This is a genomic window from Rahnella victoriana (assembly GCF_004330295.1).
Lineage (GTDB): Bacteria > Pseudomonadota > Gammaproteobacteria > Enterobacterales > Enterobacteriaceae > Rahnella > Rahnella victoriana.
The window spans coordinates 60,033-76,233 of record NZ_SJOJ01000005.1; the positions used below are offsets into that span (position 1 = coordinate 60,033).

13 protein-coding genes are annotated in these 16,201 nt (G+C 56.1%); all 13 read left to right on the forward strand.

All coding sequences use genetic code 11. The features are described 5' to 3' along the window. Nucleotides 1-12 precede the first annotated feature (12 nt). The 13 genes from EYY67_RS05830 to tssH are packed head-to-tail and all read left to right on the forward strand — an operon-like array spanning nt 13 to nt 16,195. Nucleotides 13-504: an Hcp family type VI secretion system effector gene (locus EYY67_RS05830; protein WP_095925657.1), complete on the forward strand. Its 492-nt coding sequence runs from the start codon at nt 13-15 to the stop codon at nt 502-504. Nucleotides 505-557: 53 nt separating this feature from the next. After that, a complete protein-coding gene (locus EYY67_RS05835) occupies nt 558-974 on the forward strand; it encodes a GPW/gp25 family protein (protein ID WP_131693041.1) in 417 nt (138 codons plus the stop codon). A 12-nt stretch (nt 975-986) separates the two neighbouring features. After that, on the forward strand, nt 987-2,789 hold the full coding sequence (gene tssF / locus EYY67_RS05840) for a type VI secretion system baseplate subunit TssF (RefSeq protein ID WP_131693042.1): 1,803 nt from the start codon (nt 987-989) through the stop codon (nt 2,787-2,789). Next, on the forward strand, nt 2,780-3,727 hold the full coding sequence (gene tssG, locus EYY67_RS05845; RefSeq protein WP_095925660.1) for a type VI secretion system baseplate subunit TssG: 948 nt from the start codon (nt 2,780-2,782) through the stop codon (nt 3,725-3,727). The genes tssF and tssG overlap by 10 nt, the downstream gene beginning before the upstream one ends. Before the next feature lie 3 nt (nt 3,728-3,730). Further along, entirely contained in the window at nt 3,731-5,644 is a 1,914-nt protein-coding gene (locus EYY67_RS05850) for a type VI secretion system Vgr family protein (RefSeq protein WP_131693043.1), read from the forward strand. 11 nt (nt 5,645-5,655) lie between these two features. Further along, on the forward strand, nt 5,656-6,171 hold the full coding sequence (locus EYY67_RS05855; protein WP_131693044.1) for a DUF6931 family protein: 516 nt from the start codon (nt 5,656-5,658) through the stop codon (nt 6,169-6,171). Then, nucleotides 6,171-6,470, forward strand: a complete 300-nt coding sequence (locus tag EYY67_RS05860) for a PAAR domain-containing protein (RefSeq protein WP_095925663.1) — start codon at nt 6,171-6,173, stop codon at nt 6,468-6,470. The genes EYY67_RS05855 and EYY67_RS05860 overlap by 1 nt, the downstream gene beginning before the upstream one ends. A gap of 11 nt (nt 6,471-6,481) precedes the next feature. Further along, nucleotides 6,482-7,546, forward strand: coding sequence for a type VI secretion system protein TssA (tssA, locus tag EYY67_RS05865; protein ID WP_131693045.1), 1,065 nt, complete (start codon nt 6,482-6,484; stop codon nt 7,544-7,546). Continuing rightward, nucleotides 7,543-8,118, forward strand: coding sequence for a type VI secretion lipoprotein TssJ (locus EYY67_RS05870; RefSeq protein ID WP_131693046.1), 576 nt, complete (start codon nt 7,543-7,545; stop codon nt 8,116-8,118). Before tssA ends, EYY67_RS05870 begins: the two co-directional genes overlap by 4 nt. Then, the gene (gene tssK, locus EYY67_RS05875; RefSeq protein WP_131693047.1) at nt 8,118-9,512 is read left to right on the forward strand and encodes a type VI secretion system baseplate subunit TssK; all 1,395 of its coding nucleotides are present in this window, start codon (nt 8,118-8,120) and stop codon (nt 9,510-9,512) included. Before EYY67_RS05870 ends, tssK begins: the two co-directional genes overlap by 1 nt. Next, on the forward strand, nt 9,509-10,135 hold the full coding sequence (locus EYY67_RS05880) for a DotU family type IV/VI secretion system protein (protein WP_131693048.1): 627 nt from the start codon (nt 9,509-9,511) through the stop codon (nt 10,133-10,135). Before tssK ends, EYY67_RS05880 begins: the two co-directional genes overlap by 4 nt. A gap of 6 nt (nt 10,136-10,141) precedes the next feature. Next, entirely contained in the window at nt 10,142-13,579 is a 3,438-nt protein-coding gene (locus tag EYY67_RS05885; RefSeq protein ID WP_131693049.1) for a type VI secretion protein IcmF/TssM N-terminal domain-containing protein, read from the forward strand. Between the two features lie 45 nt (nt 13,580-13,624). Further along, nucleotides 13,625-16,195, forward strand: a complete 2,571-nt coding sequence (gene tssH / locus EYY67_RS05890) for a type VI secretion system ATPase TssH (RefSeq protein ID WP_131693050.1) — start codon at nt 13,625-13,627, stop codon at nt 16,193-16,195. Nucleotides 16,196-16,201 lie beyond the last annotated feature (6 nt).

Here is a 16,201-nt window from a genome sequence, read left to right on the forward strand (position 1 = left end):
TAAGGATATAAAATGGCTACTGAATCGCTTTTTATGCAAATTGAAGGTATTAAAGGTACTGTCAGCAATAAAGGTTATGAAGGCTGGATCGCTGTTGAGAATATGAATTTCGGTGTTTACTGCTCGGCTAAAATTGATAATGCCAGCGGTCAGGTTAACAGCGATGGCGTTAACTTTGATGCGATTTCATTCTCAAAAGCAATGGATACCACCTCTACTCAGTTATCCAATATGGTTGCGCAAGGCAGCAACGTTAAGCAGATCGTGATTGTTAAGGCCTTGTTCCAGGGCGAGAAACTGGTTGAAGCGCTGAAACTGACCTACAAAAACTGTGTGCTGAACAGCTACAACTTTAATGCCTATTCTGAAGGCGATATCCCGAGTGAAAATCTGAGCTTCGTATTTGGTCAGATGACATTCGAAACCAATATGGTTGAGCCAGATGGCAAAACCAGCAAACAGGGTCCTGTGGGCTGGAACCTGGTTGAAAATACCAAGCTGTAATTTTTCAAAACAACAGTGCACGCCGCAAGCGTGCACTGTATTAAGGTTTATGGATGAAAAGTTTATTGCAGCAATTATCAGATAATAATCCGAAAGACCAGAATGATATTTCTGAGGCAGAAGACAAAAGCAGCACACTTATTGATGAGATATTGCTGCTTTTGTCTTCCCGCCCCCGAAGTTACCGTATTGACGATATTCCGTTAATTAATGCGTCGATCCTTAATTATGGCGTCAGTGATGTTTTTGCCAGCGATACACCGCGTCTTGAGCGCAATGCCATTATGCAATCACGTATTGAAACTGCATTACAGCGCTTTGAACCCAGATTAAAAAACGTCTGTGTCACGCCAGGTGAAGAACTGGGAAGTCTTTGTTCCTTCATCATTGACGCCGAAACACTCGCAGGCGAAGTCCGTTACCGGCTTATGTGGGACGATGTCATCAGTCAATTTTCTCTGCGTGACTAACGAGTAATTCAAATGTTGGCGAAAAAATTAATTTCTTATTATCAGAATGAACTCGCTTACCTCAAAACGCAGGGAAAGGCGTTCGCACGCCATTTTCCCAAAGTCGCCCGCCGTTTAGGGATGTCAGAAGGCACGTCTGAAGATCCGCATATCGAGCGAATTATTGAATCCTTTGCGCTGGTCACCGCGCAGATCCAGCAACGTCTTGATGAAGATATGCCGGAAGTGACCGATGCATTACTGACCGTGCTGGCGCCGCAATTTTTGCGTCCTTTTCCGTCGGTGTGTGTCGTACAGATGCAGCCGGATATCAAAATCAGCGCGCTGACGGCCAGCAACCACATTGATGCCGGAACGGCCTTGTATTCGCGTCCGGTCAACGGTCAGGTTTGCCGTTTCCGCACCACTTATCCGGTTACGCTTCAGCCGGTCAGCCTGCATAAAGCCAGCCTGCATCTGGATGCCGATGACATGAGCTGGAGTCTGAAAATACAGTTGTCGGTGTGGCCGGGTGCCACACTGGCGGCGGATTCCCTGAGGCTGCATCTCAGCGGGGCCAGCCGGATCGTGAACATTCTTTATACCTTGCTGTGCAGCGAAGTGGCGTCACTTTCTGTTCTCCTGCAGGGGCAACACCATACGCTGCCACCGGAGAGTCTCCGGGCTGTCGGTTTCGGCGAAAATGAAGGTTTACTCGCGGGTGACTCGCGGGTTTCACCGACCCACAGCCTGTTGCAGGACTATTTTTTCTTTCCGCAAAAGTTTCATTTTATTGATATGCCGCTGCCTGCGGGCGTCGTGGCAGGCAGTCAGGATGATCTCTCGCTGGTAGTGAAATTCAACCGCTGCATGATGGCGCGACTGCTGGAAAAAATAGCCAGTGCGGTGAATGAAAATCTGTTTTTGCTCAACTGCACGCCCGCGGTCAATCTCTTCGCCCATCGCGCCGAACCGATTTCGCCGGATCACGAAACGGCGGAATATCCGGTGATCCCCGATATCCGCCATCAGGATGCGATGGACGTCTGGTCGGTTGACGGCGTGTCGGCAATGCGCAAACAGGGCAACGAAACGCAGTCCCGCCCCATTTATCCATTGTTTGGTTTAGACCATTCCGCCAGTGACGGAGAGACCGGGCTGTTCTGGCAATCCATGCGCCGTGAAACCATGCAAAACCATGGCGTCGCTTCCACGCTGTTTATCGCGTTTTCTGACCGGGGAGAGAAGCCCCTGGCGCCCGGTTGCGACATTGTCAGCATGAACCTGACCTGCACCAATCGCGACATTCCGGCCGCCATGCGCAATGGCGACCCTGACGGTGATTTCGATTCGGAACTGCCGATTGCGGGCATGAAGATTATTGCACTGACGCGCCCGACGCTGCCGGTCAGGCCGCCGGTGAAACAGGCCACGCGCTGGCGGTTAATTTCTCAGCTTTCGCTCAACCATATGCTGATCAGCGGGCCGGAAGGCGCCCGTGTGCTGAAAGAATCTCTGGCGCTGTACAACTTTGTCGATAATCCGGGCATCAGCCGCTTGATCAACCTGATCCAGCATGTCGAATCCAGCCCGGTGATCACCCGGCTGGCCCCGCTGGATCCGCGTTCTATGGCGCGGGGGATTGAAATCCGCGTGACATTTTCCCGCGAGGCAGCGGAAGAGGTGGAGTATTTCCTGCTGTGCCGCTTTATCGATTCGTTTCTGGCGCTGTACGCGCCGGTCAACAGTTTCACCCGGGTGGTCACCTGCATTGACGCACCGGGAGAAACCGCACGTATCTGGCCGGTCCGGGCGGGAAGACTGTCATGGATTTGAGCAAAATCCTCAGCCCGCATAACTTTTTCCAGCAGGTGCGTCTGATGTTGCGCAGGCTGACCCGCGGGCAGGGCAAAGACAGTAAGCAGGTTCTCGAAGAGCAGCTTTATTTTATTTCGCCGCTCTCGCTGGATGCGCCGAAAGGCGACATTACGCAGGTCACGCCGCTGGATAAGCAGCGCTGGCAGGTTGAGGTGGCCGCCCACGGGCTGACAGGCGCGCTCGGCGCGTTACCGACGGTCTACACCGAATGGATGATCGAACGGTATTACCGCCACGGCGATAAAACGGCCAAAGCCTTTCTGGATATGTTTAACCACCGGCTGCACAGCCTGCGCTATCTCGCCTGGCAGAAATATCATTATTACGCCATGGCGGAATTCACCGCCACGCGGCCGCTGAGTCAGGCCATCCGCGCCTTATCCGGCGTGGCGGCCAGCACGCCGTCTCTGCAACAGGAGCAGTTTGCGGATTTGTTCGCCCATTCCGTCCGCTCAATGCTCAACATTGAAACCTGGTTACGACACCGTTTTGCCGTGGCAGCGAAAGTCACGCCTTTTACCGGTGGGTGGCAGGTGATGGATCCGGCCTTGTGTTGCCGGCTGGGAGAACCGACACAAACGCTTGCCGCCGCGCCTATGCTCGGCAGCGTTTACTGGGACCGGCAGTCACATTTTACGGTGACGCTGGGGCCGGTGCCGATGAAAAACGCCGGTTTGTTTTTGCCGAAGGGAAAACACTACCCGCACCTGTGGTCGCACATCCGCGAATACGTCGGGCAGGGGCTGGATTTTGATATTGATCTGCTGATCGAAAATACGTCGAACATCATCACTCCGCTGGGATGCGGGCAACTCGGGCTGGATATATGCCTTGGGCATTCCGAGGGTGCTGGCCAGCATAAAATTCGTTTACCCGTCTGCCGGGAAGGAAAATAAAAAATGGCAAAATCACTGGGACAAGACAACCGCTTTATCCGGTTTGTCGGCGATGCCGCGGATGCTCTGACGCTGATGCACATCGAGGGCGATGAACAATTTTCGGACACTTTCCGTTATCAGATCCAGTTCCGTACCTCGCTGGTCACCCCGCAGATGGGGCGTTTTCTGGGGCATGAAATGGCCTGTGAGATTGGCCGGGGCAACCAAAAACGTTACGTGCATGGCGTGCTGACCCGCATCGAAGAAGACAACAATGTCGATGGCATCAGCACCTTCACCGGCACGCTGGAACCCCGGATGGCGTTGCTGCGTCTGGGGCGTAATCTGGCGGTGTTCCAGAACATGACCGTGCCGGATCTGGTGTGCAAACTGCTGCGCCAGCAGAACATCAGTCACATTGATTTGCGCCTGCGCGCTACGTATCAGCCGCGTGAATATTGCATTCAGTATCGCGAATCCGATTTCGACTTTATAAGTCGTTTGCTCGAACAGGAAGGGATCTATTACTTCTTCCAGCACGATGCCGGACAGCACACGCTGGTTCTGGCCGATCATCCGTCCAGTCATCAGTCCGGCAAAACAGCAGAATTACCCTTTATGCCATTGCAGGGGCGGGGTGATGGCGTCGGGATCCTGAGCTGGGTCGCGAGTGCTTCGCTGGCGGCCTCATCTGTCACGCTCAAAGGTTTCAATATGGTGCAGGCGGCCAGTGTGGAAGGGGAATCCCAAGCCGTGGTGGCGGAGTATTCCGTGCCGGGCGTCAGTTATGTGGATGCGCACGGTCATGAAAAACGTGACGTATTGCAATCCGGCGCGCGCCTGAAAATGGAACAGCTTGAGTCGGATAATCAGCAGTTCTATGCCGAAGCCAGCGCCTGGTGGTTAGGTTGCGGCGATAAATTCCAGCTGAGCGGGCATCCGTCCTGTCAGGGGAATTACCGCATCAGGTCGGTGCATATGCAGGCTTCGAGCAGCATTGATGACGGGCAACCTGATTTTAGCTACGCGCTGACGGTGCTGAAAGACAGCCTGTCATGGCGTCCGCCGTGCCTGACAAAACAGCCTGAAATCGCCGGTATTCTGACCGCCATTGTGGTCGGGCCGAAATCAGAAGAAGTCCATACGGACGAATATGGCCGCATCAAAATTCAGTTCCCGTGGGATCGCGAAAACAAACACGACGATGGCAGTTCCTGCTGGGTACGGGTTTCCCAGCCGTGGGCGGGCGGTCGCTTTGGCGCCATGTTCCTGCCGCGCGTCAACAGCGAAGTCACGGTCAGTTTTGTGCACGGTAACCCGGATTATCCGCTGGTGACCGGATCGGTCTTCAATGGTCAAAACAAACCGCCGCTGAGTCTGCCTGAAGAGAAAAACCATGCCGGATTTGTCTCGCGCAGTTCCGTGAACGGCAACGTTGAAGAAGGGCATGAACTGCGCTTTGACGACAAAAAAGGCGAAGAGCGGCTGATCATCACCTCGCAAAAAGATCTGCTGCTGACGGTGAAAAACGATGTCACCGGCAGCATCGCCAAAAATGTCACACAAACCATTGGCGAAAACCGCACGACCGAACTCACCAAAGGGAACGACAGCCTGACGCTCAAACAGGGCGATTACAGCCTGGACATCAAAGGTAACCTGCAGGAAAGCCTGACCAGCGGTAATCATCAGCTAAAAATCAGCGGGGGCGGCAGCACGGTGAAAGCGGACAAAGCCTGCGTCATTGAATCCACCCAGTCGATCGAACTGAAAGTCGGCAGCAGCAAAATCACGCTTTCTCCTTCCGGCATCACGCTGAGCGGCACCACGATCAAAATCGAAGGGAAAGGCACGGCAGAACTTAAAGGCGCAATGGTCACTGTTCAGGGGAGTGGTATGACCCAGATCAATGGCGGCGTGACGATGATTGGCTGAGGAAAAATCACATGAAAGCAAAACTGCTCACGCCGGACGCGCTTGCGGCTTATAACCCGCGACAAAACGGGGCTGAAAACGCCGCGCAACTGATGATGACCGAACAATGGGAAGACGCACTGGCCAGTGTGGTTGCAGATTCTCCACAAGAGAAACTGCTGGCATGGACGCTGCAACAGGCGCTGAACCAGCCGGGATCCGCAGAACAGCCGGTGCAGCAATGCGCCAGCGACATCCGGCAATGGCTGGCGGAACACGATGACGCCCGGCGCTTCCGTATTTTCCAGCAGGCAGAACAGCTGGGCTTTGATACGCCGGTTGGCGCACTCGGTTTAGCGGTGTTCTGGATGGACGGCAGCATGACGCCTGCGGAATTTGATGCGGTTTACCCTGAAGCGCATTTGTCCCGACTGATGCTGCTTTGCGCCCTGAAATTACTCAGCGTGGGGATCGCGGCGGAAAACGCCCCTCTGACAGGCGCACAGACATTACTGGCGCAATGGCATGCCGTGCAGGGAGGTCACTGATGGGACAACCCGCTGCCCGCGTGGGCGATATGCATGTTTGCCCGATGGTGACGCCCGGCCTGCCGCCGATCCCTCACGTTGGCGGGCCGGTGACCACGCCCGGTACGCCCACGGTGCTGATTGGCGGAATGCCCGCCGCGACGATGGGATCGATGGCGGTGTGTGTCGGGCCACCGGATACGGTCGTCAAGGGCAGCGCGAAAGTGCTGATTGGCGGTAAACCCGCAGCGCGCATGGGCGACAGCACGGCGCATGGCGGAACCATTGTTGCGGGTTGTCCGACCGTACTGATTTCATAGAGTGTATTGAAATGATAATGAATGTTGAGTCTTTGCTCGCCCCGGTCAGTGACGATCAGCCCGGTGGCCGCAATATGGAATATGAGCAGGTCTATAACGAGATCCGTGAGGCGCGGGAAAGCGATCCTGACTATTTGCCGCAGGGCGAATGGGCCACGGAATTACGAAAAGCCGACTGGAGCAAAGTCGTTCGCTTAAGCACGAAGGTGTTGCAGGCGGAAAGCAAAGATTTTCAGGTTGCCTGCTGGCTGATCGAAGGTCTGAGCCAGCAACACGGCATCGCGGGGCTGCTGGAGGGCGTCGGTTTTCTGACGCCGTTTATCCAGACTTACTGGCAAAACGGCTGGCCGGAACAGGATGAGGACGGCCTGGTGATCCGCCATGGCATGATCAACCGTCTGGATCGCCAGCTGGCGCAACTGCTGCATTGTCATCCGCTGTTTGGTCAGCCGGAAAGTACGCTGGATCACTGGCGCAAAGTGCTCGCCTATGAACACCGCGTGACGATGAAACCGGACAGTGCCGCCGAACGGGGCAGTGACGACGATTTCTCGATGGAGACGTTCAACCGCTGGGCCGCCACGCTGGATCCGCAAAAAGTCGCCGCGCAGAACGAGATGTTAAACCAGATGGTGACCGCGCTGGATCAGCTGGAAACCACTTACGGCCAGCTGAATCCGCAGGCTGATTCTCTGGCGATGGGGCAGACGCGCAGTGCCATCGCCGAAATGCAGGAGTTTGTGAAACGCCTGTTTGACCGTGCGGCACCCGCTTATGACGACGTCATGACGCTGAACGTCTTAACGCCTTATGAGGATGAGCCGGACACTGACGTCAGTTCGCTGATCAACAACACCAAAAAACAAACCATGTCGCGGGATCTGGCCATCAGCCAGATGCTGACGATTGCCCATTTTTTCCGTCAGACCGAGCCGTCAAGCCCGGTGCCGTTTCTGATGGAGCGTGCGGCGCGCTGGGCGGCGATGACACTGACCGAATGGCTGGAAGAGATGTTGCAGGATGACAGCAGCATGCGCGATATCAACAAGGTACTGAAAGGGCATAGCAAAGAATGAGGGGGATAACGGGACTGGCAGGGCTGATGCTGGCTGTCATGCTGCTGGCAGGTTGTGCGACAGATAACGATGAAGGTCGCCAGAAGGCGGTCGGCGAGGTGAGCGCGCCTTTCGCCAACGGCGCCATCACCCTGCAACTGCGGGCGGAACCGGGACTGAACAGCCTGAACGACATGCCCAACAGCTGTACGGTATTGCTGCTGCAAACCAAAGACAAACCTGCGCTGGATAAGACACTGGGCAACCCCGCAACGTTGAAAAGTCTGTTTGCCGGTGCCGGTAGCGAAGGGGATGTTTTGCAGGTGGATCGTTACGTGATGATGCCGGGGCAAACCAACACGGTACATATCGACCGCGCACAGGATACCCGCAATGTGGCGCTGGTCGCGGGCTACTATCCCTTCCCGGTGAAAAAACATATGGTCAGCGCGGAAGTCCCGGTGGCCGCTGAAAGCACAGGTTGGTGGGAGCCGGTCTGGCAGGCGCATTTAACGCCGCTCACGCTTTCTGTCACGTTAGGCAGTGAAAGCATTGTCAGCTCAGATGTCCCTGCTGCCGGAGAGAAAAAATAATGTATCCAGAACAACAGCAGATCTACTGGCATTCCGGACTTTACCTGCAACCGCAGCACTTTCAGTCGCTGGATCTGCATTACGAATGGAATCTGGCAGAACATCTGCGTCTGGCGCAGCCCTATAATCACGGGCTGATTGAGGTCAGCATTAACGACGCAGCGCTGAACGACTATGTGATCAGCGTTGAGCAGATCCGGTGCATTTTGCCGGGAGGCACCCTGCTGTCGCAGCCCGGCAACAGCCGCGTAGAGCAACGCAACTTTCGTGAAATCTGGAAGCAACGCGATCAGCCGCTGACCCTCTGGCTGGCGGTGCGCCGCTTCGATCCGCTGCACAGCAACGTCACCACGCTGGAAAAAGAGCACGACCGCGCCGTTACCCGCTGGATCAATACCAGCGAAGAGCGGGTGATGAAAGATGTCTATGACCATGCGCCGGACGCTGCGGTCGCCCGCCTTTGCTATAACGTCAGGCTGCTGACAGACGTGGAAAAAGACGATGCGGTTGACTGCGAATGCATTCCGCTGACCCGCCTGCGTTACGAAAACGAACGGGTGATCCTCGATCCGACATTCTCGCCGCCTTCCGTCACTTTGTTCGGGTCGTTCAGCCTCGGCAAGATGATTGACACCATCTACTTCGAACTGAGTGCGCGGGCCAGAAAGCTTGAGGAATACAAACGCTCAGAGCGGCTGGTCAGCGACGCCGATCGTGGCGATCAGGTGACGCAGTTGCTGGCGATGCGCTCCCTTAACCGGGTGCTGCCGCAACTGAAAAACTTTTGCCAGGCGCGTCAGGTTCATCCGTGGCAGGTCTACAACATTTTGTGCCAGCTGGTGGGCGATCTCTCTTCGTTCAATGACAGCTGCTCCTTTCTGGGGGAGTGGCACGATGGCGAAAACCCGCTGCACGCCTACAACCATAATGAACTGCTGAGTTGTTTCGACAGCGCCCGTAAGACGCTGATTACGCTGCTGAACAGTCTGGTACTTGAAGACAATACTTACATTACGCTGGAGAACGATCTTCAGGGTGTGTTCACCGGCAGCTTTGACAGTACGCAGAGCAAAAATGCGGAGACGGTACTGCTGCTGTTACGTTCCGCCAATATGCCGATGGAAAACCGTCAGATCAAAAATCCGGGCGGCATCAAACTGGCCTCGCCGAAGATGATTGAACCGCTGATCCAGCATGCGTTGCCGGGTATTCCGGTCACACGCTGCGTGCAGCCTCCGCGTGGTGTGCCTAACCGCAGCGATTCGCACTATTTCCTGGTCGAACAGGACAGCGAACTGTGGAGCAAAGCCCGGCAGCACAGCAGTATTTCCTTCTACTGGCCTGATATGCCGGAAGACCTTCAGGTACAAGTGATATTTGTGGTGCCCTCATGATGAGTTTACTCAATTGTTATTTACCGCTGTTCCGCTATGTAACGGCATTTTTTATTGATCCGCAGGAATATCCGGATTACAGCGCGTTTCGTGAAAAAAGCATTACGTTATTACAGCAGGCATTGCGTGAATCAGAACGTCATCACGAAACCGCTGAATGTGAAGATGCTTATTTTTCCGTGGTGCTGTGGGTCGATGAACGCGTATTACGTTCCCGCGCAGAGTGGGTGAAGGAATGGCGCAGCAGTCTGTTGCAAAAATATTATTTTGATATTTCTGTCGGCGGCGAGGCGTTTTTCGAACGGCTCGATAAGACAGATAAAAATAATACCCAACTGAGAATGGTCTATCTGTTCTGTCTGCTGATGGGTTTCCACGGGAAATACACCTCTCAGGATGCGCAGCTTTTGCAACAACGGATTAATGATGAACGCCAGTGTCTGCCGGAAGAGTGGCGTCAGTGGCCGAACGACGCCTTGCTGGTAGAGCAGGAAGCCGGTGGCGGTGAAAAAAATAAAGCGGTGAAGAAGCGACTGCGTCAGCGTAAAGGGCTTTTGTTTTCCCTGCCGCTGGCTATTTACTTATTAATGCTGCTCGCCGGCTTAGGGATATTTTTCGGATAACACACTATGTTTAAAAAATTAGTTTCCTTTGCCGCATGGGCGTTATTCCTGTGTCTGCTGCTTATTGTCTGTGTCGTCATGTCCGTGGTTCTGGAACGGTCATTGCTGCATGCGTTCGCATTGTGGCTGATCGTTATTATTGCCGTTTTACTGGTCCGCTTTGTCTGGGGTTCTGTTTCAGGTATTGCACAGGCGAAATATATTTCCGGCCTGAAAGCGAAATTTAAACTTACCCGGCTGGAATATGTGTTATTCGAGCACTGGAAAACCGGTGCCGCGGTCATTAAACGCATCAGACGGCGCAAGCAGCCGATCCCCTGGTTTGTCCTGACCGGCGGGCGGAGCGGTAAAACGACGCTGATGGCTGGTGCGGGATTGCCGTTATTTTCCAATGAGCCGGAAAGTTCGCTGGTGGTGCCGACCCGTACCTTACGCTGGTGGTTCTTCCGCTCTGCGGGTTTTCTCGATCTCTCCAGCCAGTTTCTGAATAAAACCCCGGCCTTTGAGCGCGGCTGGTTGCGGCTGGTGAACTGGTGCGGACGTCTGCCCGCGCCCGCAGGCATTGTGGTGTGCGTGTCCGTCAGCGAACTGCTGGAAAAAGATGACGCGGATCTGCATCTGCATGCGCGGCATATCCGCACGCAGATTGAGCCGCTGGTCAGCAAAGTCAAACGCCGTCTGCCGGTATACCTGTTTATTACCTGCTGTGACCGCATGCCCGGCTTTAGCCACTGGACCCGTCAGCTTTCGGCCGCCCAACGCCAGCAGCCGCTGGGGTATTACTGGCGCAGTTCACCGATCGTCGATGGCAAGGATCCGGCACTGCTGGATCCGCTGTTCAGGTGTGTGAAAGACGGGCTGGATAAAGTACGCGTCAGCATGCTTTCCGGTGGCGAACCGGATGCCAATACGCTGGCGCTGATGGATTTCCCGGAACAACTGCCGCAACTGCAACCGGCGCTGCAACGCTATCTGGCGGCATTGTGTGAGCCGGACGCTTACTTTCAGCCTGCGGCACTGGGCGGGATCTGGTTTACCGCCACCGAGCCGGTCAGCAAAAACAGCGCGTCGCGTCAGGCTTTCTTTATCCATGAACTGATGACGCGGTTATTGCCGACGTTAAGTCGTCAGCGTGAAGTCGAACCTGTCGGGTTTGGCCGCCGTTATCTGCATAAATGGGGCGCGATGACCTTCAGTGCGCTGGCGATCACCTATCTGCTGATCGCCGGTTATTTCACCGGCCGTCTTACCGCAGGGACACCGGCGCTGATGGAGACCACGGCGCAGGTTCAGCAGATTGAGAATATCGAAGGCTGGCGCCGTCATCCGCTGCACTATTTACCCTTTGTGCCGGTGCTTCATCACCGTCATGAGCAGCTTGAAGCCAGCATTATTGCGATGACACCGCGTGACAATGTGAACCTGCGCGAGACAGCGGATCACTACCAGCAACAGTTCACCGAGGCGGTGCCTGAGCAAAAACGCGCGCTGATCCTGGATCTGGCACGCACCCTGATCGCCAAACAGGCCATGTGGGGAAAACAGCCGGTCAGTGAACTGCTCACCCAGCCCCCGGTTCCGGCGGCGCTGAGCATGACGGGCGCCACGGTGCCTTTATCCCGTCAGCAGGATGTGGTGTTGCAGCGCGCCCTGATACAGCAGCCGGGGGGCAGAAAGCAGTTAGTGGTGCTGCGTGAATTACTGGGGCGTCTGGTCAACAGTGATCCGCAGATGGTATGGCTGTTGGCACCGTCAGAGGAGCTGACGCCGGTGAACCTGACCGATTTCCTGCCTTTGTCTGAGGACAAAACGCAGGTCAGCGGCCTGTGGACGAAGCAGGGCACCGCGCAAATTCAGGGCTGGCTGGATGAGATCCGCCGCGCTGGCGATGAACAGGTTCCGATGCCTGAACTGGCAGCCTTTGAACAACGCTGGCCTGCACTGCGCCAGACCCAATGGATGACCATGATGCTGGCGATGAACCAGCAACCGGCACCGGTGCTGAGCGGTGAACAGTGGCAAACCGCGCTGATTGCGCTCGATCAGGGCCACAGCCCGTCGATGAAATTTGCCCGTTACGTCAGTGAGCAACTGGACGACATCCGTGCTCAGGATGCCGTGCTCTGGCTGCGTGAATTGCGCCGGTTAAATCAGTTACAGGCTATGCCGGTACCGGGGGCGCTGGTGCCGCGCATCAGTAAGATTCAGCAATCCATCCAGAAGAAAATGTCAGCACTGCTGAAAATTTACAGCAAAACGCTGACACCGGTGCTTTCGGATCTGAATGTGAAGAACTGGAATGCGTGGAAAGCCAGCGTGCATGCGGCGGTTTCCGACGTGTTCGCCACGCCGAAAAGCAGCGACCGGCTGACGCGCGGCTTGTTCCAGACCGGTGCCGCGGGCGACAGCAATCCGCTGCAACTGCTGGACAGCCGTTTTAACGTGCTGCGTAAAAGCCTGTCTGCCGAGCGCGATGATTTTGCCACCAACGCGGTATGGACGCTGTATCAGAGCGATGCGCACTGGCTGGTGGCGCAGGCCATGCAACGTTCTGCCTGCTGGCTGGAGCAGCAATGGCAGAGCCGGGTGCTGTGGCCGATGGAAAATAACGCCAGCCGTCTGGAATACGACGATCAGCAAGATCAGGCGTGGCAATACCTGTCTGACTTTATCCGCGGACCGGCGAAAAGTGTGCTGGTTGTCGGTGACGGTGGACCCCGGGCCGGTGAATTCAACGGACATACGCCCGGCCTGACGCCGGAATTCCTGCGGATGGTGAACCACGTGCTGCGTCCGGATGACGTGCTGGCGATGCCGGAACGTGAAAATACCCGCGATGACGATGCGCTGGCCGCCCTGAAAGAGGAACAGGCCGATCTCGAAGCCCAGATGGCGGCACTGGAAGCCAAACCGCTGGAACTGACGCTTAAAAGCCTGCCAGCCACCATTCCGGGCGGCGCGCGGCTGATGCCGACAGGCACCGGGCTGACGCTGTTCTGCGATGAGCAACAGTGGAAACTCAACAGCATGAACTTCAGCGAACAGGCGGCATTCCGCTGGCGTCCGGGGCATTGCAGCCGCGCCACGCTGGTGATCAAATTCCCGGGCTTTGACCTGACTTACGACTACTTTGGCGACGCGGCCTGGCCGGATTTCCTGCACGACATCGCCGACGGACAGCACCGCTTCAAAGCGGAAGATTTCCCGGATGAGGCTGCACAACTGGCGGCGCTGGGCATCAGCGAAGTCATGGTGCGTTATCAGGTCGGTTCGCAGAATGCGATACAGGATAACTGGCATCAATGGCAGGAACTCCGTCAGGCACTGAATGACAACGCCGTGGCGCAGCAGGAAACGGGCACTAAAAAAGCGGAAAAACAACGGCCAACGGCACTCAGGAGCGCGTTCTCACAATTGCCTGTCCGTATCACCGAATGTCACTGAGCGTCCGGACAGGACGCCGTTAGAAAAAATTACACAGGATGATGTATGGGTAACTACCTGAAGAAAATTGTAGAGAAAATGAATGTTGAGGCGCGTGAGTGCCTTGATGCCGCGATCAGTCTGGCCGTCAGCCGCACGCATCACGAAGTGGACATTGAGCATTTGCTGCTCGCCCTGGTGACCCGTCAGCCCGCGCTGATTGAGCAACTTTGTCTGAACGCCGGATTACGTGGCGATGCCCTGGTCGATGCGCTGAAAGTCAGCCTTAATCACCTGCGTAGCGGCAATACGCGCAGCCCGGTGTTGTCCGAATTGCTGGTCGAACATCTGGAGAAATCCTGGTTACACGCCAGTGCCTGCTGGCAACACATCCAGCTGCCGGTACAGGCATTTCTGGGCAGTCTGATTGCCGCTGAAAAAGACAATCAGATGCATCTGTCACCGGCGTTACAGCAGGCGCTGATGTGCCAGACCGATCGCGCCGACCGCCTGTTGCGCGAAGCCTGCGCACCGGCTCAGGTCATGACTAATCCGGCAGCGGCCAGTCACAACGCGGATTCCGCGGTGATGAAATTTACCCGCAACCTGACCGGACAGGCCCGCGACGGGGCGCTGGATCCCGCGCTGGGGCGTGAGCAGGAAATCCGTCAGCTGATTGACGTGTTGCTGCGCCGTCGCCAGAACAATCCGGTCCTGACCGGCGAACCGGGCGTGGGGAAAACCGCGCTGGTGGAAGGGCTGGCGCAGCGTATCGTCGACGGAACCGTGCCGGAAGCCCTGCAGAAAATGGAAATTCTGTCGCTGGATATGGGGCTGCTGCAGGCCGGTGCCAGCGTAAAAGGTGAATTCGAAAACCGTCTGCAAACCCTGTTGCGCGAAGTGAAGGACTATCCGTCGCCGGTCATTCTGTTTATCGATGAGGCGCATACGCTGATCGGGGCAGGCGGTCAGGCGGGGCAGAACGATGCCGCGAACCTGCTGAAACCGGCGCTGGCGCGCGGCGAGATGCGCGTGGTAGCCGCCACTACCTGGGCGGAATACAAAAAATACTTTGAGAAGGACGCCGCACTGGCCCGCCGTTTTCAGGTGATCAAGGTGGCAGAGCCGGACGAAGAAACCGCTACGGCGATGCTGCGCTCGCTGAAACCGGCGCTGAGTCAGCATCATGGCGTGCAGATCCTCGAAAGTGCGCTGGTCGCCGCCGTGCGCCTCTCCAGCCGTTATATTTCCGGCCGTCAGTTACCGGACAAATCCATCAGCCTGCTGGATACCGCCTGCGCCCGCGTGGCGATTTCGCAATGCCACGAACCGAAGGAGATCGAAGATCTCAACGCGCTGCTCAGCAACATTCATACCGAGCGGGAAAGTCTGCTGAAAGAGGGCGACAACGCCACAAGGCTGAAATGGCTGGATCAGCGCGAAAGCGAACTCACGCAGAGTTTAGAAACACTGCTGCCGGTCTGGCATCAGCAGCAGGACATTGTGGCGCAGATTAACGGCACTGACGATGTGGCGCAAATTGCCGTCTTACGCTCGCAACTGGCTGAGATGCATAAAGATCAGGCGCTGGTGTATGACTGCGTGGACGCGATCTGTGTCGCCGATGTGATTGCCGGCTGGACCGGTATTCCGCTGGGCCGGATGATGGAAAAAGAGCAGCAACAGCTCGGTGATCTGGTCGCGCGTCTGGAAAGCCGGGTGATCGGCCAGTCCCACGCGTTAGCGGCCATTGCACAGCAAATCCGCATCGTGCGCGCCAATCTGGCGGATCCGGTTAAACCCACCGGGGTTTATATGCTGGCCGGTCCGTCCGGTGTCGGGAAAACAGAAACGGCGCTGGCCTTATCCGAACTGCTTTTTGGTGGCGAGCAAAGTTTAATCACCATCAATATGTCCGAATATCAGGAAGCCCATTCCGTGTCCGGCCTGAAAGGTTCACCGCCGGGATATGTCGGCTATGGACAAGGCGGTGTGCTGACCGAGGCCGTGCGCCGTCGCCCGTACAGCGTGGTATTGCTGGATGAAGTCGAGAAAGCCCACCCGGACGTGATGGAGATGTTCTATCAGGTCTTTGATAAAGGCGTGATGGAAGATGCCGAAGGCCAGCTGATCAATTTCCGCAACACCCTGATTATCCTGACCAGCAATCTGGCCAGTGATCTGGTGATGACCGCCTGCGCTGCCGGAAACCCCGATCAGACCGCGCTGACCGCACTGCTGCGTCCTGAATTCGACCAGTTCTTCCGTCCGGCCCTGATGGGGCGTCTGCAACTGATCCCTTACCTGCCGGTGGTGGGCGATACCCTGGCGAAAATCATCCGTCTCAAAATCGACAAAGTGTGTAAACGCTTTGCCGGTGCCGGTGAGGGCAATTCTTCGCTGACGTACAGTGAAAAAGTGGTGGAGTTCATTGCCAGCCGCTGTCAGGTCGAGCAAAGCGGGGCGCGTGAAATTGACGCGGTCCTTAACCGGGAACTGCTGCCGTTGCTGACCGACCGCCTGCTGGCGGTGGAAAACAAAGCGGATATCCATTTGCAGGTGGGCGTCAGTAAAGATCAGCTCACGCTGACGAAGCAGCCTGCTGCGAAACGTGCTGCGGCGAAACAACCCGTCTGAACGACA